This window comes from Polaribacter sp. BAL334 (assembly GCF_015767435.1).
GTDB lineage: Bacteria > Bacteroidota > Bacteroidia > Flavobacteriales > Flavobacteriaceae > Polaribacter.
Map to the genome: position 1 here is coordinate 18,989 of NZ_JADWOV010000230.1, position 25,007 is coordinate 43,995.

The following is a 25,007-nucleotide window of genomic DNA, read 5'->3' on the forward strand; positions in this document are numbered from 1 at the left end:
TTACGGGTACGTTAATAGGAATTGCGGATACGTTAATAGGGTTTACGGGTTAATTAATAGGATTTATGGGTTCATTAAAAGGATTTACGGGTACGTTAATAGGAATTACGGGTGTGTTAATAGGATTTACGGGTGTGTTAATAGGATTTAAGGGTACGTTAATAGGAATAACGGGTACGTTAAAAGGATTTGACAATGCATTAATAAGAATTGTCGGTTCATTAATAGGAATTGGCGATGCATAAATAGGAAATGTCGGTTTGTTATTAGGAATTTACGATGCATTAAAAGCAATTGGCGATGCATTTATAGGAAATGACGGTGCATTTATAGTATATTATTATTAAACATTTATTTTTTGAGTATCCATCAAAAAAATTTTTATATAAATTTTTTTCTTTATTGGTATGAATTGAAAATTTGCTTATTGGGTTTTTGAAACCTGTAAGGTTTCAGAAAAATCGCTTGTTTTCTTTGTTGTGGGTACGAGCGAGACGCTCTCAATAGCTGGGAGCTAAATTAAATATTCTTTTGAATTTTCCACTCCTAACTCAATTTCCATCATTTTACTAAATTTATTACACAAACACATTATTTCTAACCACTGCTCATCTAAAACTAAATCATTAGGAGATTTGTTGAAATTTTCAAAAGTATCAATTTTTTTAGAAATTAGTTTTAACCCTTTAATCAATCTATTAGAGAGGAGTTTACTATAATTATACCACTCACCTAAATTTTGTTTAGTAGACAAATCAAAAAAGCAATAATCGTTGAGGGTTTCTATAGCATCGCTGCAGTCAAGAATAATACTGTTATAATTTTTATCTATACCACCCCAATAATTTAATATGAATTTCTTATCACTAATCCTTACAAGTACATTTAGAACATTTAACAGAACGTTTCTATCAGATTCATCTAAGTTTTTCATTGATTAAAAGTATTTAAAAATTATAATTAATATGAATTTGAAGAGATTTAAAAATCTTGAATTTATAAAAAGACTACCCAGCTAGCGCGAGCGTCTCGCTCGTGCCCGTAACTCTATCAAAGGGCAAATTAACAAAACAACATAAATTTTTACCTTTCATGTTTCAAATATTTTCGTCCAAAGTAACCATTTTCATTAAAGAATCAAAAAAGTAATTTGGAAACTTTCATTTAAAAACAGACAGCAGGAAATGGCTTCTGATAAAAATAAAAAAGATTTATTGAAATGTAAAAACTTTTATTTTTACTAGCCGTTTTCTTCGTAATAGTAGGAGTAATCAACTCCTTTCATAAACATTTCGCGGTCATTTATTTTGCTAGTGAGCGCATTATTGAGAAGTGATTTTAGAATTTTATGATTAGTTGGGCTTTCAATCATTGCATTCATGTAATCTTGTTTTCCTATTTTACTCCAATCAACACATTTTTTAAGTTCTTTTTTTAGAATCAAATCTAACCAAATTCTACAGCTTCTGCCATTTCCTTCCATAAAAGGATGTGCAATGTTCATTTCTACATATTTGTGAACGATTTCATCAAATGTAGTTTGAGGCATTGCCTCTATTTGCTGCAAAGTATTCCCCAAAAAATGAGATACTGCAAATTGAAATCCGCCTTTTGAGATATTTTTTTGCCTGATTTGCCCTGCAAAATCATACAATCCTCCAAATAAGTAAGCGTGTATTTGTTGCAAGCCTTTAGATGTACCAACTTCTATGTTATTTGTAAAAGAACTTTCAAAGAGTGCATAGGCTTTTATTTTGCTTTTTCCGTCTATGCTTTCGTCGCTGTAAGTAAACCATTCCATAAATCGGTTTGCTTTTTTACTCGGAAATTGCTTACCTAAGGCAATAATTCCAGCATAATCTAATAGATCTGTCAAATATCTTTTATTGTCTTTGGCTAAAAGTTTCAGTTGGGTAGTGGTACTAACCAACTCGTTATTTTCTTTTTTTAATTTGGCTTTAAGATATTTCCAATAGTTTCGGGTTTTTGAATAGTCATCTTGGTCAGTGAGTAAAGCTACAATATCCAATACACTAAACCACCACTTCGCATTTTGTTCGTCCCAAACAGCTCTAACTTCGCGATCGTCAAAAAAACGAATAGATATTTTAGAATTACTCATACATTTATTGTTTTGACACTTTTGATTGGTTCATTTGCGGTTTTAGCGAAGTTCGTTCATTTCATCTAAAAAACCAATAGAAAAACACCCTTTTTATTTTTGTAGTCAACAAACAATTCACACCTCTTTTTTTGTACTTTCACAACCGATTTTTAAATTCTATTTCGTCATAATGAAACCAACTCATTTTATTACCATTTTCTTTTTGGGTATTTTTTCTTTCAGTTATTCGCAATTAAAAACGATTACTAACCAAACAGCCTATCCTTTTTGGATTCATGTTCCTGAAGCAGCAAAAACGGAGAAACAACCTATTTTGATATTTTTGCATGGAAAAAGTCTTTCTGGTACTGATTTGAATCGTGTGAAAAGATATGGTGTGCTGAAAGCGATGGAAAAAGGACGAAAAATTCCGGCAATTGTGGTGGCTCCTCAGTTGGCAAATGGAAGTTGGAATCCTGATAAAGTATTGGAAATATTGGAATATGTTCAAAAAAATTACAATACAGATGCTAGTCGAATTTATGTTTGCGGAATGAGTTTAGGTGGCTATGGAACACTTCATTTTGCAGGAAAATACGCAGATAAAATAACAGCAGCAGTTGCCATTTGTGGTGGTGGAAACGTAAAGGATGGGTGTACATTAGCCACAATTCCACTTTGGATTCAACATGGTGATAAAGACTTTATTGTGCCTATTTCTGAATCTAAAAAAGTGGTGGATGCTATTCAAAAATGCGATAAAAATGCGAAAGTTACTTTTACCATCATAGAAGGAGGCAATCATGGAAGTGTTGAACGTCTTTTTCATCAAGATGCTTTGTATGATTGGCTTTTTCAACAAAAAAGAGAGTGATTTTAAATAAAATCACAAAACAAAAATCACTATTTAGACCAAGTTTTTTTAATTAATTCTTATCCTTAAATGATAAATTATATCTATTAAAATATATATTTGTAAAAACTAAATTTTAAAAAGATGAAAAGAATTATTACCTTATTTTTTGTGTTTGCCTCATTGTGTTTACATGCACAAAAATCTGTTTTGTTAAGAACTAATTATAACTCTGGTGACAAGTATGTTGTTATTGTTGAAACAATAAATAACATGGGCGCACAAGGAGGAATGAATATGAAAATGACTACAGACATGTTTATTGCAAATGTGAATACTGATACAATTTCAGTAGAGTCAAAAGTTTCGAATGTGACTATGGACATGCTTCAAGGTGGAATGACTATGAGTTATGATTCATCAGCTAAAGAGGAAGATTTAGATCAAATGGGTAAAATGATGAAGCAACAACTTGACCCGATGTTGAAAGCGGTTATTTATACCAAAATGAATAAACAAGGGGAGTTGTTATCTACAAAAGTGGAACCCGCTGTTGCAGGAATGGATCAGTTTAATAAATCAGGGAATATTGTTTTTCCCAAAGAAAAAATCTCTGTTGGTTCAACTTGGTCAAATGAAACTGAAGATCAAGGATTAAAAATGGTTGCAAATTACATGGTTTCAAAAATTGAAAATGATACTGTATTTTTAACTATTTCAGGAACAGTAAGTGGTGTAGGTGAAGGCAGTGTCAATGGAATGGCTGAGATTGACAGTAAAACAGGTTCCTCTAAAAAATCTGAAATCAATATGACAATTTCAGTTCAAGGAAATGAAATGAAAATTTCAACGAAATCAACAATGGAAAAAGTATAATAATCACACCCAACAGTTAATAAATAATAAAAAAAAGCTCGGTTTGAATTTTCAAACCGAGCTTTTTTTGTTGAATGTATTTTGAAAAACTATGCCAACATCGTCACAGGATTTTCAATATATGTTTTTAAGGTTTGTAAAAACTGAGCACCTACTGCACCATCAACAGTTCTGTGGTCGCAAGTTAAGGTCAATTTCATGGTGTTGCCCACTACAATTTGTCCGTTTTTAACTACTGGTTTTTCAACAATGGCTCCAACAGATAAAATCGCAGAATTGGGTTGATTGATAATCGAAGTGAAACTTTCGATGCCAAACATCCCTAAGTTAGAAACCGTAAACGTACTTCCTTGCATTTCTGCAGGCGTGATTTTTTTGTTTCTTGCTTTTCCAGCCAAATCTCTCACAGCAGCTCCAATTTGCGTTAAACTCAATTGATTGGTGTGTTTGATCACAGGAACTAACAAACCATCTTCAACAGCAACAGCTACTCCAACATGAATGTGACTGTGGTATTTTGTGTTTTCGTCAGTCCAAGAAGTATTTACTTGTGGATGTTTTTGCAATGCCATTGCGCACGCTTTTACAACCATATCATTGAAAGAAACTTTGGTATTTGGAATTTCGTTGATTACATTTCTTGATGCCATAGCATTGTCCATATCCACTTCAATATTCAAACTGAAATCAGGAGATGTAAATTTAGAATTGCCCAAAGATTTCGCAATAGCTTTACGCATTTGTGAATTTTTCACTTCGGAAGTTTTTTCTTCACCTGCAATGGCGAATTGAGTTACAACAGGAGTTTCTCCAGCTTTTTTCTCAGCTTGAGGTTGAGCAGTTTCAGTAGATTTTGCAGAAGGAGCGAAACTTTCCACATCTTTTTTGACTATTCTCCCATTTTCACCAGAACCATTTACGTCAGATAAATTGATTCCTTTATCAGAAGCTATTTTTTTAGCCAAAGGCGATGCAAAAATTCGTCCGTTTGAAGCATTAGAACTTGAATTTGAAGTTTCCGATTTTGAAACTTCTACTTCTTTTTCCACTTTTTTTTCATCAGTTTTTTCTGATGTTGTAGCTGAGCTAGCTGTAACGTTTCCAGAAACAATTCCAGAAACATCAGTTCCTTTTGGACCGATAATCGCCAATAAACTATCTACAGGAGTTGTTTCACCTTCGTGAACACCAATGTATAAAAGGGTTCCTTCATAAAAAGATTCGAATTCCATAGTAGCTTTATCCGTTTCGATTTCAGCCAAAATATCACCTTCTTCAACAGGATCACCCACTTTTTTTAACCATGAAGCCACAGTTCCATCAGTCATAGTATCACTCAAACGTGGCATGGTAATCACTTGAACTCCCTCAGGAATTGTAGCAACTTTAGCAGTTGTTTTTTCGGTGATTTCTTCTTTTGTTTCTTCAGATTTTGGAGCTGCTGTTATTTCTTCTTTTGGAGCTTCTGTTTTTCCACTTAAAAGTGCAGCAATGTCTTCACCTTCTTCACCAATAATGGCTAACAAAGTATCAACAGGAGCAGTTTCTCCTTCTTGAACGCCAATGTGTAACAAAGTTCCTTCATGAAAAGATTCAAATTCCATAGTAGCTTTGTCAGTTTCTATTTCTGCTAAAATATCTCCTTCTTCTACTTTATCTCCTACTTTTTTCAACCATTTTGCCACAACACCTTCTTCCATGGTGTCACTCAATCTGGGCATATTTACAACTGTAGCCATATCTTAACTTATAAAAGGATAATTTTTCTGTTCATAAACCATATCATACATTTGCTGTGTTTCAGGATATGGAGACTCTTCTGCAAATTTTTCACATTCTGCAACTAAATCTTTCACTTGCTTATCAATAGCTGCAATTTCTTCGTCAGTAGCGTATTTATTTTCGATAATAATATCCAAAACTTGTGTAATTGGATCTATTTTTTTGTATTCTTCAACTTCGTCTTTTGTTCTATAATGTTGTGCATCAGACATGGAATGACCTCTATATCTGTAGGTTTTCATTTCTAAAAATGTAGGTCCATCACCACGTCTTGCTCTTTGAATTGCTTCGTCAACAGCTTCTGCAACTTTCACAGGATTCATAGCGTCTACAGGTCCACAAGGCATTTCGTAGCCCAAACCAAGTTTCCAAATATCAGTGTGATTTGCAGTTCTTTCTACTGAAGTTCCCATGGCATAACCATTGTTTTCACAAATAAAAATAACGGGTAATTTCCATAACATTGCTAAGTTAAAAGCTTCATGCAGTGAACCTTGTCTTGCAGCACCATCACCAAAACAAGTTAAGGTAACAGCATCACTTCCTTTATATTTGTCTCCAAAAGCGATTCCTGCTCCTAAAGGAATTTGACCACCAACAATTCCATGACCACCATAAAAACCAAATTCTTTCGAAAAAATATGCATAGAACCTCCCATTCCTTTGGATGTTCCTGTTACTTTTCCATACAATTCAGCCATTACTTTTCTAGGATCTTCACCCATTCCAATTGGTTGCACGTGATTTCTATAAGCGGTAATCATTTTGTCTTTTGACAAATCCATGGCATGCAATGCGCCTGCTAAAATAGCTTCTTGGCCATTGTATAAATGCAAGAAACCTCTTACTTTTTGTTGGATGTAAACTGAAGCTAATTTATCTTCAAATTTGCGCCAAAAAAGCATGTCTTTGTACCAATCTAAATAGGTTTGTTTGGTGATTTTTTTCATTCTTAATAATTGTTGAAAGTAGTATAAATTAAAAAATGTACTTTTTAAAATCGAATTACAAAAATAGCTGTTTTATAAAGAATAAAAAAACTTGATTTTGTGAAATTTCTCGCAAACGATTTCGATGAATTTTTATTTGTCTTTAGCAATGATGAGTGTTGCTTTTGCGCCAGTTGCTAAATTCCATTCGTTGGAAGAAATAAGCATTCCTGCATCATTAAAAACTTTGAAAGCAGCAGTATTTGGACCAGAAGTACCTTGGTTTAAGGCTAAAATTTGAATTTTATTGATGCCAACTTCTAGGGGAATATTGAATTTTTGCCAACTTTCTTGCAAGGTAATGTTATAAACTACAGGAATATCATTCACAAAAATAGTGACTCTATCACCATCAGGATATTGATAATCTCTGCAAATAATATTTACGCTTTGAGATGAGGTTCTAAAACTGCCTAAGTCTTGGTCAATTTTTGGGATGATGTATTGCCCATTTATTTTTTGGAAAGATTTTAAAAAACGTTCTTCATTTAGTTTTGCCTGCGTTAAAATTCCTTTTTTGCTGAGATCTTCACTTTGTTGTTTTTTGAGTTTTTCCTGTTCCTTTTCAAATGCTTTTTTAAATCCGTTTTCGCCATTTAAATCAATTGCTTCGGGTTTTTTAACTTCTTTCGAATTGTTTAAAATAACTACTTTTTTCTTTTCTCCAGATTCATTTCCATTGTTTCCGTCAATTTGAGAAAAAGTTTGTATCGTAAAAAAAAAGAATAGAATTCCGAAGTTAGATTTTAAAAATAAGTTCATTATAAGGATGTGTTTTTCAATTTCTTACAAAGATAATGCCGATTTATAAAGACTATCTTTAAGATTTGTTAAAACTTTTATTCAATTGGAAAATTAAAATAGGTATCAGGAAAAGGTTCGTTTTTCAGTGTAAAATGCCACCATTCATTATCATAAGGGTTAAAACCATTTTCGAGCATGATTTTTCGCAAATACAATCGGTTTTCTTGTTGTTTTTTTGTGATTTTTTTATAAAAAGGATGAGATTCTTCTCCGAAAAAATCATAAGCACTTCCCATGTCTAATTCTTCTCCAGTATTGAGTTTTATCAATGTGATATCAACGGTACTTCCTCTTGTATGTCCTGATTTTGATGCAATAAATCCTTGTTGAAATAATTGCGATTTTGGAACATTGGGATAATATTCTTTTTTCATCAAAGTGTCATTCAAAACTCTTGCCCATCTCACAAAATGATTGACAGCTTGTTGTGGTCTGTAAGCATCAAAAACTTTCAAACCCAAACCTTCTTTTTTTAAGATTGTTTGTATTTTTTTTAAAGCTTCAGCAGATTGTTTTGTCAAAATCACACAGTCTTTTTTGTAACCATCAATGGGTTTTCCAATAAAATTTTGATTGGAAAAATAACGAAGTTCATTTTTAATACTTGCGTCAACATCACTCAAATACACAAAATCTTTGTGCATTTTTTGAGCGGAAATTCCGAAAGCACATCCAATAAAAAGGAATACTATTATTTTTTTCATGCTTCAAAAATACATAAAAAAAACAAGTGATGTTTTGTTAAAATTATGAGTAATTTTGCCAAATGGAAACACTTACTTTAACGACACCAGCCGTATTATTTTCGGCAATTTCTTTGATAATGTTGGCTTATACCAATCGATTTTTGGCGTATGCAGCTGTCATTAGAAACTTGCACGATAAGTATTTAGAGAAAAAAAATGATTCGTTATTGCGTCAAATTCAAAATCTAAAAAAAAGATTACAACTTACCAAATGGATGCAGATTGTCGGAATTTCGAGTTTGCTATTATGCGTATTAACGATGTTTTTGATTTATGTGAATGAGCATATTTTTGCCGCGTATATTTTTGGGCTAGCCCTGATTTTATTGATTTTATCTCTGGCTTTGTTGATCAAAGAAATTCACATTTCCAATCAAGCTTTGCAACATCACATTGCTGATATTGAAGAATATTTGACAAAAAAGTAAGCGCCGTTTTTTGCAAAACGACGACTTACCAAGTAAACTAATAAAACCAAGTATTAGTATTTTTATTCTGAAATGTTATTCAGTGTAAGGCAAATGGTTATAGCTCAATACTCTTTTAAGTTTCCATTGCTTGTTTTCTAAAATCCAAACGTGCGTAAAATTGGCAATTCCAACAGTTGTGAAAATTCCTTGTTGTTTTTCTTGAAACGTGTGTTTGCCAGTTTGAATTGCTCCATAAATCATTCCATTGTTTTGTAAAGGAAACACTTCCAAACTTCCTGCAACTAAGTTTCTTTTCATATTTCCAGGATTTTTACAAATGTTATTTTTTACAGCATTTACAAACGCTTCTTTGTTTTGAATGCCAACAATATCATGATAAAACTCAAAATCTTCAGCAATTATTGGATCCAATTTTTCAATTTCACAGTTGTTAAAAGTTCTTTCGAAAAGAATACTGTCTTTTGCTGCAATGATTTTGAAGAGTTCACTAGATTTTTCTACTTGTGCATTCATTATAAATGAATAAAAAAAGGCAATAATGGCAATGATTATTTTAAGCAATATAGATTCTTTGAAAGGTGCTAAAAATGAGTTCATGAATAAATGGTTCGTTGAATTTATCGTTTTCTTGAAATTGTAAAAATCTCAAGAAAACGATTTTTTTTGGTTAATTGATTTTTTTTGGATTGTTATTTGTTAGAAATACTTCCACCAGAAGTTGTTTTTTTAGTTGCTTTTTTGGGATTTCCAGCATAATCAATACCTCCACCACTTGTTGCTGTTGCGTTGATACTTTCTGATGCAAAAACATCAATATCAGCTCCACTTGTTACAGTGGCTGTGACATCCACACTTTCTAATGAAGTTGCTTTGATAGATGCACCACTTGTTGCTGTTGCATTGTGATTATTTGTTTTTCCAGAAATTTTTAGGTCAGCACCACTTGTTGCAACTGTAGTAATTGAATTTCCTTTTACAGCAAAATTAATATCGGCACCACTTGTTGCAATTACTAACAATGTATCTGATTTAAAAGTGCCATCATTTTTTACATAGGAACCACTTGTTGCGTTGATTTCATTAAGATTTTTCACAGTTACTAAAATCTTTTTTGATGTAGCTTTCCAGATATTTTTCTCAGAATAAATGCGCAAAACACCATTTTCTATTTCTGTAAAAATGAGTTCGTGTAAATTTTCATCAGCTTCTAAAATGATTTTATTTTCTTCACCTTGAAAAATTTCTACATCCAAGCCATTGCTTACTTTTATTTTTGAGAATTCAGCTGAAGATGATCTGTTTTTGGTGATTACATTGTTATTACCGCTAACGCCATTGAACATTTCTACGCCACAAGAGCTGAAAAATAGCGTGATAAAAAAGATGGATACAGTTTTGATAATTGATAGTTTCATGTTTTTGAGTTTTTATATTTGATGCTTCAAAGGTCTTTAATTGATGATTGATTTTTTAATAATAGTTACTGAATTGTTGATTTTTAGGGCTGAATTGTTTTAGATGTTTATCTCATTTTTATCTTCCAAAACAGCTTCACAATCAGTACATTTCAATGTTGTATTTGTCATGATAAAATGATGGTTTGCCATGTCAGTATCATAAATATCAGTTTCATTTTCTACGTCATATAAAAAGTTTTTCGAACTTTCATCAAAGTAAATAGTTGCATTTTCAGGCAAATAAATGGTAACGTCAATAGATTCATCTTTCCAGATATTTTTGAAATCGGTTAAATAAAATGCATCTAAAATCAATGTGTTATTTTCAATTGTAAAATGGTATTTGATCTGCTCTGCATTTGATTTTGCATTCATTTTATTTTTTCCTCTTGAACTTTTTGTGACAATAAAATAACTTTCATTGGTAGCACTTTTTTGAACATCCACCTTCACATAATTCGAATATGCCATTTTTTTGCCGTTAATAAACACTTCTTCTTTGTGCGAACTTCTTCTTAAATTGTGTCTAAAAAGGATGGTTTCGTCATTTTTTAGTTTTACAACAAGTGTATCATTTGCAGTGATTTGCAATGGTTTTTTTTCAGTTATTTCTCCATTTTGAACATAAGAAGTAGCGAAATCTAGTCCTGCAAAAATCATTGCTAATAGCGCTATAATCCATATTCCTAATAAGGTTAATTTGGCAGTTTTACCAATACTTTTGATATTGCTAGACAGCATTCGCAATCCTAAAATGAACAATAATAAAAATGGAATTCCAATTAAAATAAATCCAAGGATTGTCAATAACCAACTTGGGATTATTGAGTCATAGAAAAACGGTGGATAATGCAAGAAATTTTCATCAACATTCAGCCATTCTATACTTCCAATTGAGAACCCTCCAATGATCAATGATATAATTACTGAAGCTGCAGTAATAAGGATAAAAACGCCAATAATTTTTCCAATTATTTTAAAAAATGTTTGAATAATAGATACAATGACATCTAAAATTTCTTGAAATCCATTATTTTTTTTTTGCTTTCCCGAAAAAGCAGTATTGAATTTTTCAGAAATTTCATTGGCTCCTTCTTTGAATTTATCAGAAGCTTTGCTGGCAACATCTTTTAAATTTTCAGAAACATTATTGAATTCTTCTCTAATTTTTCTTTCAATATTGTCAATATTTACAGGAGTTCCTTCCATCTGCAATTTTTCGGCAGTTGTTTTTGCTTCTGGTAATAAAATCCAAAGAATAATGTATAATAAAAATCCAAAACCTCCAAAAACCGTAAATATAATAAATGCCAAACGTATCCAAATGGTATCTAAATTAAGGTAATACCCCAAACCTGATGCAACACCACCTAAAATTTTATCTTCACCATCTCTAAACAACTTTTTGGTTGAATTATAATTTGTTTGATAGGAATAATTAGTCTCTTTAAAGGTTTCTTCACCATCAGAATAATCTTCTGGTTGTCCCATAATTTTGATGATATCATCAATATCTTGGTCATTCACCACTTGTCTTGCATCCGTAATTTTTTCGGATAAAAGTTCACTAATTCTTGCTTCAATGTCAGCAATAATTTCGTTTTTTCCTTGAGGATCATCACTCAAAGATTTAGAAATTGATTCTAAATATTTTTTTAATTTTAGATAAGCAGATTCATCAATATGAAAGAAAAATCCGCCTAAATTAATGTTGATTGTCTTATTCATGAGTAGTTGGTTTTGAGCTAATTACTTGGTTTACAGCATTTACTAAATTATTCCACGTTTTGTCTAATTCTTTTAAAAACAGTGCGCCGTTTTCGGTTAAAACGTAGTATTTTCTTGGTGGTCCAGAGGTTGATTCTTCCCATCTGTAGGTTAACAACCCTGCGTTTTTAAGACGAGTTAACAATGGATAAATAGTACCTTCAACCACAATCATTTCCACACTTTTGAGTCCAGAAAGTATTTCGGAAGTATAAGCATCTCCATTTTTTAAGATGGCTAAAATGCATAATTCCAAAACCCCTTTTCGCATTTGTGCTTTTGCGTTTTCGATTTTCATTTTATATAATTTATTTTATAAATTTTATTGTAAAGGGATATTTGTAATTTTCTCCTTCTTTTGCTTTCATAGCGGCATTAATCGTCAATATAATTCTGATGATTACAAGAATTCCAACAAGTGATGCAAACCCGAAAAAATTAAAGAAACTAAAAGAATCTAAATCAAAATCGAATGAAAACCATTCGAAATTTCCCCAATTGTCCATGTTATTTAAAAATGTTCCAATAGCAAATGGTAAAAAAATAAGTCCAATGACATATTTATATAAAGAAAAGCTAATGTTAAAATTCACAGCTTCTTTTCCTTGTTCATCTAAAAAAGCACTTCTATTCTTTAATGTTTGCCAAGCTATTAATGGTGTGATTATGCTTCCAAAAGGATATATAAACCCAGCAAATCCGCATATATGGATTAAAAAAGCATTGGTGTTTTCGTTATTTGTTTTCATATTTTTTGATTGATATACTACTTTCTTATGCAAATATATGTATTAAGAAAGGTATATTGCAATACATAGTACCATAAATTAACATTTTATTAACAAAAAGAAGCGTTTTAAAAACTTTGAAAAATAGGTTGTTTATAAATTTTAGATGATATTATTGCTATTTTTTACTTGGAAAATAACTATATTCGTTAAGAACTTTATTCATTTTTATTCATGAAAATTACACCTAAAAATATCAATCGTTTTATGTTTTTCCAGCTTCCTTTGGGTTGGTTATCTGGAATGCGTGTTACATTTTTAGATACATCTTCCTGCGTTGTTAAAATAAAATATCAGTGGTTTAACCAAAATCCTTTTCAAAGTATGTTTTGGGCAGCTCAAGGAATGGCAGCTGAAATGAGTACTGGAGTCTTAGTGATGCAAGAAATTCAGAATTCGAATAGAAAAGTTTCGATGTTGGTAACACATCAAGAAGGAAATTTTTTAAAAAAAGCTACAGGAACTATTAAATATTCTTGCAATGAGGGTGATAAAATTCAAGAAGCAATACAAAAATCTATCAAAACTGGTGAAGGTCAAGTGATTGAGTTAAACTCAAAAGGCATTAATGAAAGTGGGGTAGAGGTGGCAAATTTTCAGTTTCAATGGAGCTTGAAAGTTAAGAATATTTAAAATTTTAGTTATTTTTTTATAAAATTCACAATTCATAACTTTTTTTAATTTTTTTATATCTTTATTAAAGTTGTTTACTATCTTTGCAGCAGATAATTGAAAAATTATGTAATTAATTGGGGGATTTTATTACATAGCAATTAAAAAAGTCGTGATGCAAATCACGACTTTTTATTTTCTAATTATATTATTTTTTACATTTCCATTGAATGGTATACATTCTGTACGTCATCATCTTCTTCCAAACGATCTAATAATTTTTCAACATCTGCTTGTTGTTCCTCTGTTAATTTGGTAGTATTTGCAGGAATTCTCTCAAACCCTGATGATAAAATTTCTATGTTGTTGTTTTCAAAATACGATTGTAAAGCGCCAAATTGCTCAAAAGGTGCATAAATGATAATGCCTTCTTCATCATTAAAAACTTCTTCCACTTCAAAATCAATTAATTCCAATTCTAAATCCTCTAAATCAAGAGTAATATCCTCTCTTTTTAATGTAAAACTACACACATGGTCAAACATAAAAACAACGGATCCTGAAGTTCCTAAATTTCCATCACATTTATTAAATGCGGCTCTAATATTAGCAACAGTTCTATTATTATTATCGGTTGCAGTTTCTATTACCAATGCAATTCCATGAGGTGCATATCCTTCAAAAAGGGTTTCTTTATAGTTGGCAGTGTCTTTGTCAGATGCTTTTTTGATGGCGCGTTCTACGTTGTCTTTGGGCATATTTGCAGCCTTTGCATTCTGAATTACAGCTCTTAATCGAGAATTTGTCTCAGCATTTGGACCACCTTCTTTTACAGCCATCACAATATCTTTCCCAATTCTGGTAAAGGTTTTTGCCATTGCTGACCAACGTTTCATTTTACGTCCTTTTCTAAGTTCAAATGCTCTTCCCATTATTTTTTCTATTTTTTAAAATGTATGCAAATGTAAAAATTAGGTTTTTCTTTACCAATTTTAAGTTGCATTTTGATGTATATATGTAATTTTTTTTTTGGACACGGATTTCACGAATTTTCACAGATTGGTAAAGAATACTTTTTGAAAGTTGTAATTTTTGTTCAAAAAGGCACTAATTTTTTATGTGAAAATTTGTGTAATTAGTGAAATTAGTGTCTAATTTAATTCAGTAATTGATATGCTTGTTTGGCAATTTCCAATTCTTCATTCGTTGGAATTACTAAAATTTTGACTTTTGCAGTCGACTTTTGAATTTCTCTCAATTCTTTGGATTTCAAATTATTTTTTTCATCGTCCAAATTTATTCCTAAAAAATCCAAATTTTCACACACCAATTTTCGCATTAAACTTGAATTTTCTCCTATTCCTGCTGTAAAAATAATGGCATCTAACCCATTTAAAATGGCAGTATAAGAACCAATATATTTTTTGATGCGATAACTTGACAAAGCCAACGCATTTTTACAATTTTCATCGTTATTGTTGGCAGCTTTTTCAATTTCTCTCAAATCTGAAAAGCCTGTTAAGCCCAGCATCCCACCTTCTTTTTGCAATAAATTGTTTACTTCTGATGCTGTTTTATTCAAAGAATTCATCAGATAAAAAATAACAGATTGATCAATATCTCCTGCACGAGTTCCCATGACCAAACCATTCATAGGACCAAAACCAAGTGAATGTTCCACACTTTTTCCATTTTCAATGGCAGTCATACTACACCCATTTCCTAAATGAATTGTAATGATTTTTTTTGAGTTTTCTTCACCTAAATATTCAATCGCTTTCTCAGAAACATATTTATGACTTGTGCCATGAAAACCATAAGCTCTTATATGGTGTTTTTCTAGAAATTCATTTTTAATGGCATATTGATACGCTTTTTTGGGCATTGTTTGATGAAAAGCAGTGTCAAAAATCGCAATTTGTGTTGCATCTGGAAAGATGGTTTCAGCAATTTCAATTCCAGTCAAATTGGCTGGATTGTGCAATGGAGCTAATTCAATTAAATTTCTGATACTGTTTTTTACATCATTATTGATGATCACAGTTTTACTGAATTTTTTGCCACCATGAACCACTCTATGACCCACAGCAACAATATCTGAAACAGATTGTAGAACACCAATTTTGGAATCTAATAATGCAGTTGCTATTTTTTTTAAACCAATTTCGTGATTTTTAATTGCTACAATTTCATTGGTTTTATGTTCCTCTTTTTGATGCGTAAAAATCGCATCATCCATGCCAATTCTTTCAATCAAACCAACACATTTTACTTTTTGTGAAGGCATTTCAATCACTTGATATTTCAGGGAAGATGAACCTGCATTGAGTACTAAAATATTCATATTTTATGCTTGATTTGCTTGAATGGCAGTTAATAAAACCGTGTTAAAAATATCGTCAACAGTGCAACCTCTGCTCAAATCGTTTACAGGTTTATTCAATCCTTGCAACATTGGACCAATTGCCAAAGCTCCAGTTTCTCTTTGAATCGCTTTGTAGGTATTGTTTCCTGTATTCAAATCAGGAAAAATCAAAACAGATGCTTGTCCTGCAACTTCAGAATTGGGTAATTTTGTTTTGGCAACAGACATGTCTACAGCTGCATCATATTGAATTGGACCTTCAATTTTTAGTTCAGGAAATTTATTTTTTACAATTTCTGTTGCTTTTCTCACTTTCTCAACTTCTTCTCCAATTCCTGAGGAACCAGAAGAATAAGACAACATGGCAATTTTAGCTTCAATTCCAAAAGCTTCTGCAGATGCAGCAGATGAAATGGCAATTTCGGCCAATTCTTCTGCATTTGGATTTGGATTTACAGCGCAATCTCCCATAACAGAAACTCGGTCAGACAAACACATAAAAAATACGGATGAAACTACTGAAACTCCTGGTTTTGTTTTGATGATTTGCAACGCTGGTTTAATCGTATGCATGGTGGTGTGAATTGCTCCAGAAACCATTCCATCAGCCAAACCATTATGAATCATTAGTGTCCCATAATATGAAACATCTCTGGTTAAATCTAAGGCAGTTGTCTCAGTCATTCCCTTATGTTTTCGACCTTCAAACAATGTTTTTGCAAAATTTTCATTGTGAATAGAGTCTTCAGGATTTAGAATCGTGATTTTTGATAAATCAATTTGCAATCCTTTTTGATCGCATTTTAGTTGGATGATTTTTGCATCACCTAACAACGTCAAATCAACAATATTTAATAATTGTAATCGAGCTGCAGCTTCCAAAATTCGTTCATCATCTCCTTCTGGCAATACAATATGTTTTCTGTTTGCTTTGGCTCTTTGTAATAAATTGTACTGAAACATACTAGGAGTCAGTTTATTAGAGCTAAAAGAAGATAGTATTTTCGATAATCTATTGACATCAACATAGGTATCAAAAGTATCCAAAGCCAATAATATTTTTTTTCGATTTGACTCGTAAATTTTTGGATTAACAGCGCCAATTCTGTTAGAAACATCAAAAGTGCCACCTTCAACAGCGATAATTGGAACAGTTGCTTGCACGCCATCAATCAATTTTAAAATGGAATCTTCTGGTAATAAATCACCAGTTAAAATGATTCCAGAGATTTTTGGATAATTGGTGGAAGCATTTGCTTGCAGCGCACCTAAAATAATATCAGCTCTATCACCAGGAGTAATTACGAGTGAATTTTCTTTAATTCGAGTTAAATAATTTCGAAGTTGCATTGCTCCTGTACTAAAACTTTCGATAGAATTATCTAAAAATTGATGTCCGAAAAGTACTTTTCCTTGCAAAACTTCCACAACTTCTTTTACTGTTGGACAAGCAAGAAAATTGATTTTTGGAATCACATCAATATGAACTTCTGATGGAATATTTTTCTTCAATTCTTGGCTAATGAAATCCAATTCATCAACTTCTATTTTATTGGCAATCAATCCAATAACAGCAACATCTTTTTTGATAAAAGATTTGTAGGTAAGTTGCATGGTATTGATAAAATCTTGTTTTTTCTTGCCATTTCCAGCACCTACAATCAATACAGGAACACCTAAATTTTTGGCAATCATCAAGTTTACATCTACTTCAGTAAAACCTCCATCTCCAGAAAAGTCAGTGCCTTCAATCAACACATAATCGAAGTTTGCCTCTAATTTTTTGTAATGATTGATGATTTTTTGAATGATTTCATCAGATTTTCCTTCACTCAATAAAGCTACAATTTCGCTTTGTTCATAGGTGTAACAATCTTCATATTTGATATTCAGATTGAAATATTTAATAGCAGTATTTGTATGATCGTCGAAATTACTGTTGTTGCTTTTATTGATAATTGGTCTAAAATAGCCAACTTTTGAAGATTTATTCAGCATCATTCTCAAAATCCCTAAAGAAACTAATGATTTTCCACTGTTTGACTCAATAGTTGTGATATAAATTGCTTTACTCATTGATTATAATTTTGTACAAAAATAGGGCATAAAAAAAAGACTAAAATTGACATAAGTCATGTTTTCATTTTTTTTCATTTACTTCTTAAACTTGTAAAACTCCCAAGTTAAATTTCTTTTCAATAGGTGCATGATTGGCAGCTTCAATTCCCATAGAAATCCATTTTCTGGTATCTAATGGATTGATAACAGCATCTGTCCAAATTCTTGCTGCTGCGTAATAAGGAGAGATTTGTTTATCATAGCGCGATTTAATTTTATTTAATAATTCTTGTTCTTTTTCAGGAGTGATGGTTTCGCCTTTCTTTTTTAGTGAAGCAGTTTCTATTTGCAATAACACTTGTGCAGCCGAATTTCCGCTCATCACAGCCAATTCAGCACTTGGCCAAGCTACAATCAATCTTGGATCATATGCTTTTCCACACATGGCATAATTTCCAGCTCCATAAGAATTTCCAATGATAATGGTGAATTTTGGGACAACAGAATTGCTAACAGCATTTACCATTTTTGCACCATCTTTGATGATTCCTCCATGTTCGGATTTGCTTCCAACCATAAAACCAGTAACGTCTTGTAAAAAAACCAATGGAATTTTTTTCTGATTGCAATTGGCAATAAAACGTGTTGCTTTGTCAGCAGAATCATTGTAAATAACGCCACCAAATTGCATTTCGCCACTTTTGGTTTTTACCAATTTTCGTTGATTGGCAACAATGCCAACTGCCCAACCATCAATTCGTGCATACCCTGTTAAAATGGTTTTTCCAAAGCCTTCTTTGTATTGTTCAAATTCCGAATTATCAACCAAACGTTTGATAATTTCCAACATGTCATATTGTTCATTTCTAGCTTTTGGTAAAATCCCAAAAATATCGTCCTGATTTTCAGTAGGTTCTGTTGGCGAAATTCTGTTGAAACCAGCTTTGTCAAAATCGCCAATTTTATCAATAATATTTCTGATTTTATCCAACGCATCTTTATCATCTTTTGCTTTGTAATCAGTTACTCCCGATATTTCACAATGCGTTGTTGCGCCACCCAACGTTTCATTGTCAATATTTTCGCCAATAGCCGCTTTTACCAAATAGCTTCCTGCTAAAAAAATACTTCCAGTTTTATCAACAATCAATGCTTCATCACTCATGATTGGTAAATACGCTCCACCAGCTACACAACTTCCCATAACCGCAGCAATTTGGGTAATTCCCAAACTACTCATGATGGCATTGTTTCTAAAAATGCGTCCAAAATGTTCTTTATCAGGAAAAATTTCATCTTGCATGGGCAAATAAACGCCAGCAGAATCCACCAAATAAATAATGGGGAGTTTGTTTTCAATCGCAATTTCTTGCGCTCTTAAATTCTTTTTTCCTGTGATTGGAAACCAAGCACCCGCTTTTACAGTAGCATCATTGGCAACTACAATACACTGTTTTCCTTTGATATAACCGATTTTTACAACTACACCTCCAGAAGGACAACCTCCATGTTCAGCATACATTTCATCACCAGCAAAAGCAGCAATTTCAATAGAATTAGAATTTTTATCTAATAAATATTCGATACGTTCTCTTGCAGTTAATTTTCCTTGTTCGTGCAATTTATCTATGCCTTTTTGACCTCCGCCCAATTTTATTTTTGACAATTTTACGCGTAAATCAGAAGCCAACAATTTATTATAATCTTCGTTTTTATTGAAGTTGAGATCCATAGAAATATTTCTTAATTTGTTGCTAAATTAAGAAATATTCCTGTGAAAGGTTTCATAAAGTTCGGGCGAAAATAATTCCTATTTTCTGAGCAATGAAAAATTCCCTTTTTTGTTGATGGTAGGTTTTGTGGTGTCTGCAGGAATCAACGTAATGTTGTACCAATAATCATCAGAAGGCAATAAAGTGCCATTGTAAGTTCCATTCCAGCCTTGGCTGTCAATAGGAACTTGCGCCACTAATTTTCCATATCTGTTGAAAATATTGATGCTCGCATTTGGATAAAATGTTCGATTGGCACCTTTTACCACCCAAGTATCATTTTCTCCATCACCATTTGGTGTAAAGAATTTTGGAAACTGAATTACAGAAACTAGCAATGTTGCATCAGGGGAACAGCCATTTTTGTCATTGACAATAATTTGATAAATGCCCCCTTCTAAGTTTTCGAAAAGTGGTTCATCTTGAAAACCAGCAAACGGAAAGCGTTCGTTGGTATCTGTATTTACAATCGCAAATTGATACTCTCCAGGACCTAAATCATTGCTGATGGTATCAATGGAAATTGATAAATTATTTTGACTTCCAATATTAGTAGATTCATCAATAATGGTTACAAAACTATTTTCAAGTACAGCAATATTTGATTCGTTAACTTCAATCATTGCTGTTCTTGAACATAATGTTCCGTTTGTTGAAGTTGCCGTTACAAAATATTTTCCTCCAGAGGTAACATTGAGGTTATCAAAAGTACCTAAAACAGTTCCACTTTCATTTGTCCATTCATATGTATACACATCCATTGGATTTTCTGCAGCAATATTTAAAGGCAAATCGTTTAGACACAAAATTTGAGGAGAGCTTACTCCAAAACTTGGTAGCGGATTTACAATGACATCAAAAAACGCATCATCATTTACACAACCCGTTCTTCTGTTTTGAATACGAACAAAAATAGTTTCTGTAGCATTTGTATTTGTGTAAGGAGAACTTATTGGAGCATTTCCTAAAGTGGCATTTGCTTGACTTGAATGAAAGGTAACTGTAAAATCAGTGGGGCTCTGTGTCGTTCCTAAAATTTCAGTTATTTTACTATCCAAGTCAATTGTTTGAATGACGCTATTGGTGTCATCACCATCATCTAAATTATCACAATATGCCAAGTTTGTAGGAACTTGAAAAATGGGTTCTGGATTTACAATTACATCAAAATTAGATATTCCGTTTGCGCATTGGGTATTGGCGTTATAAACACGCACAAAAATAGTTTCTCTATTTGGAGTGGTGCTAGAATAAGGAGAAATCAACGGATTATTCCCAATTTGAGCGTCTGCCAAAGAACGATGATAGGTTACCGTGTAAATTGATGCGTCTTGAGTTCCCAAAATTCCTGCAGTTTGACTCTCTAAATCGATAATTTGAGAAAAACCATTTCTTGCAGAACCATCAGAATTGTCATCACAGACTTCTAAATCAGCAACAAAATTAGCAATTGGTAATGGGTTTACAATCAAGTTAAAACGGGTATGATTGGTAAAACAACCAGTTGTATTGTTGGTTACCCTTATAAAAATAGTTTGTAAATCACGAGTTGTGTTTGCAAAAGGAGTCGTTTGAGGATTGTTTCCAGTTTCAGAATCAGCCAAAGAAAGATGATAAGTAACTGTAAAATCAGCAGGATTTTGACTGCCTAAAATTGTAGCGGTTTGAGATTCTAAATCAAAATTTTGTACAATTCCGTTTGTTCCATCACCATCATTGGCATCATCACACAATTCTAAGTCAGCAACAGCATTTGCAACAGGAACCGTATTTGTTTTTAAGTACAACTCACCAGTTCCACTACAATCGTTGTTGTTTTTATTGGTGATTTTAAAGTAAATCGTTTGTCTTGTAATATCTGATGGATAATTGGTATTTCTGTAATTAGAAATATCAATTATTTTATTAATAACAGCAGTTCTATCAGCAGAAGTTTCATAGTATGAAACCTCTAAATCTGGTTGTAAAGCAGTTGGGAAAAAGGCTAAAATTTCACTAGTTGCTATGCTAAAATCAAAATTTGTAATTCCGTCAGTATCATCATTTAAAGGTCCACTGGTACCATCAGCTTGTAAAAAGTCGTCACAAATAGCATCAAATTCTTTGTTATAAGCTACATCTGCAGCTGCTTCAACTTGTAAGTTGATTTTAGAAATTCGGTAACAACCATCTGAAGAAATTGTTCTAACCCAAGCTTCACCAATTTGATTTACAGGATAGCGCAATTTGTCTGCAACTTCTGGTGATCCAGCAATGGCATCAGCTTGCGTGGCAAAATATGTAAATGTTTCGTTTTGATAATTTGCAGAAATACTAATTTCGGCCTCTGTTAAATTTATGGTTGAAATTCGGTCTAAATCATCATCGCACTGTAATAAAAACACTTCATCTTGTGTAACAGGTTCAGGATTTACATCTAGAATAATAGAATTTGAAGGTTTTTGTACACAACTATTTCCTGTTCTGCTTAATAAAACGCGATATTGATAATTTTTAAATGAGATGGGTGTATTTGTAATTTGTAAATCTTTGGTTGTTGCCCCTGCATAAATAGCATTGTCGGTAATTGGATTCCAATTAACACCATTATCTGTTGAAACTTCCCATTGAAATTGATCAGCGTTAGAATCTATTGTGATAACATCAGAATTGTTTTCACAAAAAGTAACATTTTCGAAAGGAGTAATAATAACTATGGGAGCAGCCGTAATGTAATTTGCATTTGGGGCAGTGTAGCCATCAGCATTATTGGTTACTTTTCCGTTTGCATCAACTCCAAAAGGAGTTGCTAATAAAATTCCAGAGCCATTATCTGTAAAACCAGCTTCAATGACATCAAAACACTCATCATTATCAGAGTCCAATTCTAAAAAGTTAAAAATGTCATCAGCATCTGTATCAAAAATTGTATAATTTAAAGCAAGAATTTTAGTGTCAGCAGCAGTTTCTAAACTATTTAAAAGTCCGTTACTACCAACATTAGCTACAATTGCGTTGTCTAGAATTCCGTCGTTATTTGCATCAATTCCATTGTGACCAGCTTCCACTAAATCAAAAATTCCGTCGTTGTCAGAATCCACATCTAAATGATTTGGAAATCCGTCATTATCTGTGTCAATACCTGTTGTGATTCCGTTGAAAACGTCATCCAAACCGTCTTCATTTGCATCAACACCTGACAAGGTAATTTTTGGTGAAGAGCTTTCAAAAACATCAGGAATTCCGTCATTATCTGAATCAACATCAAACATATCTTCAATACCATCACCATCAGAGTCTTTACCAAAACAAGTTAATTGAATATTTCCTCTAAAAATAGTTGAAGATGAAATTCCAGATGATTGATGCTCAAAAACAAATTGATTGACTTGATTTGCAAAAAACTGGAAAGTAGTTGCAGAGCCAGCAGTATTAGATTTGTATTTAAATCGAATTTCTGAGGAAGAGAAAAATCGAGTATTAGATTCAAATTCACCATCAAAATTAGTATCTATTAACAATTGATCATCAGGATCTAATAAGGTGATGTTTTTGTTATTTGGACTAACTCTAACAATAAAGAATTCACCATCATTGATGGTGTGAGAGTCCAAATTACTTTGGCGAAACAAGAAATTTATATTTTGATTAAAGTTTAGTTCAAAAACTGAATTTGAATTATTTGCAGGGTTTACCGTTGAAACAAAATTTCCACTAGTATCTCCAATGATGGAATTAGTAGCTTCTGTTTTTGTAATGTTACTTGATGTTATGGTATTGTTTGTAGAACTATCTTGAAAAATAATAAAAGGATTTTCAATATCAGAGAGGTTCATGGTTGCATTGCCAAGAGATTCATCACAATTTGAAATTCCGTCATTATCTAAGTCAATATCTAAATTGTCAATAATTAAATCACCATCAAAATCATCAGGGCAAATACTTACTGTAATTTCAACCGATTCAAAAGTAGCTCCAGTACAATCAGCTGTTCCAATTAATTTATATTTTCCGGGTTCAGATTCTAAAGGTTTATAATTCGCATTTGAGCTTCTTTCTTCCCAATCTGAAGTATTTTCATTGAAATAGTACCACTTAAAACTATCAAATAAATCAGTATTTGCAGCTTCTAAAGTTACATTAGGAATACAGCTCCCTAATGTTGATACTGTAGTTTCAAAATTAATTTCAGGTGCAGAAGGAAAACCAGAGTAAAATGCACCAGTTGTAGCAGCCCCATTTCTATTAAAATAGGCACAATATAGCTCTTGGTCACTGTTTACTTTTACATTACCTGTTAATCCTGTTACAGTATACGTAACATAATTAGAATTTCCAGTAACATCAAATGGTCCTTGTGAATTAAAACTAGAAATATTTTGGTCATTAATGGTAATAGCAGCTCCTTTATTAGTAACAATCGTAACACCTCCAGAAAGCGTAAAGTTTCCAATTCTATCTATACTAGCAATATTATCAACATCTCCCTTATTTTCACAACTTAAAGGAGGCACAAAAAATAATCCTTGATTGGCTTTAGAGGTACTTCCTCCAATACCTTGATAAACAAAAACATCTTTAGTCGTTTCTACATACATATTGCCCAAAGAGCTAAATAAATTACCTTCTGCAACGTAGTACTGTCCTTTATTTATTGTGGTTACATTAGAGCCGTTTATTTTTACTTCTGTATTATCAAAATGAGCAATTAATAATACATTTTCAAATGAGTTTAATCCATTTCCTCTCACTAAAATATATTCGCTTCCAATTTTATCTGCACCTACGATTTGATCAAAACCATAGTCTTGGGTGGTTCCACCAGTTGATGGATTATCAGCAAAGCTACCTGAAGCAGATCCTGAATTAACCACAATTGGTTTGTCGCTTTTTATTAATTTTCCAATTAGTTTTCCTGGATCTTCATTGCCACCTAAAGCTATTATGTAGCTTTCGCCTTCATTTAAATTAATGTTTGCAGGTATTGTAACACCACTTGGAAAAAGTGTTCCATTGGGAAGGTCCGATAAATCAATAAGTGTATTGTTTTCAGTAGCCATTATACTTGCAAATGTTGTATGACTAAAAGGAACTAATGGTTCATTTACTAAGCCACCAACCCTAAATTCTGTTCCCAAAGCAGAGGCTCCTTTACTTACTAAAGCACCTCCATGTATCGGACCTGCAGCATTTTGATTTGAAGAATTAACTCTTATGGAGACATATACTAGATCACTGGCTTCAATTATAAGTCCTTTATTTGTTATTTTATTTCCATTTAAGTTTGTTCTATTAATATGGAGTTGAGTATCATTATCTAAATCAGGATTTCCGTTTTCATCCAAGATTATTTGTACAATCGGATTGCTATTTGACAAAAATCCTGAATATTCAGATAAATCTGGTCTACCAATAGCAGTAATTTTATAACTTACATTAGTTGTTTTTGGAGTAGAAATATAAATATACTGTTCGCCAAAATCATCTCCCGATGTTAATGGCGGAATAAAGTGTTTTTTACTTAATTGAGCTGATGAAAATTGTGCAAAAAAAATGAATGCGAGTAAGCTTAAAAATCGGAAGTAAGTTTTAAACATAATTAATTTTAAAAAATAGATTTGTAA

General features: G+C 32.2%; 21 protein-coding genes and 1 pseudogene. 5 read left to right on the forward strand and 17 right to left on the reverse strand.

Annotated elements, in window-relative coordinates:
* Positions 1 to 65 precede the first annotated feature (65 nt).
* Positions 66 to 245 (forward strand): hypothetical protein, encoded by a 180-nt coding sequence (locus tag IU405_RS02425; protein ID WP_197437021.1) that lies wholly within the window; start codon positions 66 to 68, stop codon positions 243 to 245.
* A gap of 269 nt (positions 246 to 514) precedes the next feature.
* Here the strand turns inward: IU405_RS02425 and IU405_RS02430 are convergent, their stop codons facing one another.
* The 3 genes and pseudogenes from IU405_RS02430 to IU405_RS15610 form a co-directional block, all read right to left on the reverse strand.
* Positions 515 to 934 carry a hypothetical protein gene (locus IU405_RS02430; protein WP_197437022.1) on the reverse strand — a complete coding sequence of 140 codons (420 nt, stop codon included), beginning with the start codon at positions 932 to 934 and terminating at the stop codon, positions 515 to 517.
* A gap of 306 nt (positions 935 to 1,240) precedes the next feature.
* Positions 1,241 to 1,801, reverse strand: a complete 561-nt coding sequence (fic, locus tag IU405_RS15605; RefSeq protein ID WP_231749485.1) for a protein adenylyltransferase Fic — start codon at positions 1,799 to 1,801, stop codon at positions 1,241 to 1,243.
* Positions 1,799 to 2,122: pseudogene (locus IU405_RS15610) on the reverse strand (BRO family protein); the annotation flags it as partial. The gene fic and the pseudogene IU405_RS15610, both read right to left, overlap by 3 nt.
* A 172-nt stretch (positions 2,123 to 2,294) precedes the next feature.
* On the opposite strand from IU405_RS15610, the gene IU405_RS02440 reads away from it, so the two are divergent.
* A complete protein-coding gene (locus tag IU405_RS02440) occupies positions 2,295 to 2,978 on the forward strand; it encodes a prolyl oligopeptidase family serine peptidase (protein WP_197437024.1) in 684 nt (227 codons plus the stop codon).
* 123 nt (positions 2,979 to 3,101) lie between these two features.
* A complete protein-coding gene (locus tag IU405_RS02445; RefSeq protein WP_197437025.1) occupies positions 3,102 to 3,833 on the forward strand; it encodes a hypothetical protein in 732 nt (243 codons plus the stop codon).
* A gap of 89 nt (positions 3,834 to 3,922) precedes the next feature.
* On the opposite strand, the gene IU405_RS02450 is transcribed toward IU405_RS02445, so the two are convergent.
* The 4 genes from IU405_RS02450 to IU405_RS02465 all read right to left on the reverse strand — a co-directional run bounded on the left by IU405_RS02450 (position 3,923) and on the right by IU405_RS02465 (position 8,112).
* Positions 3,923 to 5,572, reverse strand: coding sequence for a pyruvate dehydrogenase complex dihydrolipoamide acetyltransferase (locus IU405_RS02450; RefSeq protein WP_197437026.1), 1,650 nt, complete (start codon positions 5,570 to 5,572; stop codon positions 3,923 to 3,925).
* Between the two features lie 3 nt (positions 5,573 to 5,575).
* Positions 5,576 to 6,565 (reverse strand): pyruvate dehydrogenase (acetyl-transferring) E1 component subunit alpha, encoded by a 990-nt coding sequence (gene pdhA / locus IU405_RS02455; RefSeq protein WP_197437027.1) that lies wholly within the window; start codon positions 6,563 to 6,565, stop codon positions 5,576 to 5,578.
* 132 nt (positions 6,566 to 6,697) lie between these two features.
* Positions 6,698 to 7,366: a hypothetical protein gene (locus IU405_RS02460; protein ID WP_197437028.1), complete on the reverse strand. Its 669-nt coding sequence runs from the start codon at positions 7,364 to 7,366 to the stop codon at positions 6,698 to 6,700.
* Positions 7,367 to 7,443: 77 nt separating this feature from the next.
* Positions 7,444 to 8,112, reverse strand: coding sequence for a M15 family metallopeptidase (locus IU405_RS02465; RefSeq protein ID WP_197437029.1), 669 nt, complete (start codon positions 8,110 to 8,112; stop codon positions 7,444 to 7,446).
* Positions 8,113 to 8,174: 62 nt separating this feature from the next.
* Between IU405_RS02465 and IU405_RS02470 the strand changes: the two genes are divergently transcribed.
* Positions 8,175 to 8,582 (forward strand): DUF2721 domain-containing protein, encoded by a 408-nt coding sequence (locus tag IU405_RS02470; RefSeq protein WP_197437030.1) that lies wholly within the window; start codon positions 8,175 to 8,177, stop codon positions 8,580 to 8,582.
* A gap of 75 nt (positions 8,583 to 8,657) precedes the next feature.
* Here IU405_RS02470 and IU405_RS02475 read toward each other — a convergent pair whose 3' ends face one another.
* The 5 genes from IU405_RS02475 to IU405_RS02495 form a co-directional block, all read right to left on the reverse strand.
* Positions 8,658 to 9,182, reverse strand: coding sequence for a nuclear transport factor 2 family protein (locus IU405_RS02475; protein ID WP_197437031.1), 525 nt, complete (start codon positions 9,180 to 9,182; stop codon positions 8,658 to 8,660).
* 92 nt (positions 9,183 to 9,274) lie between these two features.
* Entirely contained in the window at positions 9,275 to 10,000 is a 726-nt protein-coding gene (locus IU405_RS02480; protein ID WP_197437032.1) for a head GIN domain-containing protein, read from the reverse strand.
* A gap of 99 nt (positions 10,001 to 10,099) precedes the next feature.
* Entirely contained in the window at positions 10,100 to 11,770 is a 1,671-nt protein-coding gene (locus tag IU405_RS02485) for a PspC domain-containing protein (RefSeq protein WP_197437033.1), read from the reverse strand.
* On the reverse strand, positions 11,763 to 12,107 hold the full coding sequence (locus IU405_RS02490; RefSeq protein ID WP_197437034.1) for a PadR family transcriptional regulator: 345 nt from the start codon (positions 12,105 to 12,107) through the stop codon (positions 11,763 to 11,765). Before IU405_RS02490 ends, IU405_RS02485 begins: the two co-directional genes overlap by 8 nt.
* A 10-nt stretch (positions 12,108 to 12,117) precedes the next feature.
* Positions 12,118 to 12,558, reverse strand: a complete 441-nt coding sequence (locus tag IU405_RS02495) for a DUF4870 domain-containing protein (RefSeq protein ID WP_197437035.1) — start codon at positions 12,556 to 12,558, stop codon at positions 12,118 to 12,120.
* Positions 12,559 to 12,771: 213 nt separating this feature from the next.
* On the opposite strand from IU405_RS02495, the gene IU405_RS02500 reads away from it, so the two are divergent.
* Entirely contained in the window at positions 12,772 to 13,230 is a 459-nt protein-coding gene (locus tag IU405_RS02500; protein WP_197437036.1) for a DUF4442 domain-containing protein, read from the forward strand.
* A 194-nt stretch (positions 13,231 to 13,424) separates the two neighbouring features.
* On the opposite strand, the gene IU405_RS02505 is transcribed toward IU405_RS02500, so the two are convergent.
* The 5 genes from IU405_RS02505 to IU405_RS02525 form a co-directional block, all read right to left on the reverse strand.
* Positions 13,425 to 14,141 carry a YebC/PmpR family DNA-binding transcriptional regulator gene (locus tag IU405_RS02505; protein WP_197437037.1) on the reverse strand — a complete coding sequence of 239 codons (717 nt, stop codon included), beginning with the start codon at positions 14,139 to 14,141 and terminating at the stop codon, positions 13,425 to 13,427.
* Between the two features lie 224 nt (positions 14,142 to 14,365).
* Positions 14,366 to 15,553, reverse strand: coding sequence for an acetate/propionate family kinase (locus IU405_RS02510; protein ID WP_197437038.1), 1,188 nt, complete (start codon positions 15,551 to 15,553; stop codon positions 14,366 to 14,368).
* Between the two features lie 3 nt (positions 15,554 to 15,556).
* Positions 15,557 to 17,650 carry a phosphate acetyltransferase gene (pta, locus tag IU405_RS02515; protein ID WP_197437039.1) on the reverse strand — a complete coding sequence of 698 codons (2,094 nt, stop codon included), beginning with the start codon at positions 17,648 to 17,650 and terminating at the stop codon, positions 15,557 to 15,559.
* An 85-nt stretch (positions 17,651 to 17,735) separates the two neighbouring features.
* Positions 17,736 to 19,364 carry an acyl-CoA carboxylase subunit beta gene (locus IU405_RS02520; protein WP_197437040.1) on the reverse strand — a complete coding sequence of 543 codons (1,629 nt, stop codon included), beginning with the start codon at positions 19,362 to 19,364 and terminating at the stop codon, positions 17,736 to 17,738.
* A gap of 78 nt (positions 19,365 to 19,442) precedes the next feature.
* Positions 19,443 to 24,980 (reverse strand): T9SS type B sorting domain-containing protein, encoded by a 5,538-nt coding sequence (locus tag IU405_RS02525; RefSeq protein WP_197437041.1) that lies wholly within the window; start codon positions 24,978 to 24,980, stop codon positions 19,443 to 19,445.
* Positions 24,981 to 25,007 lie beyond the last annotated feature (27 nt).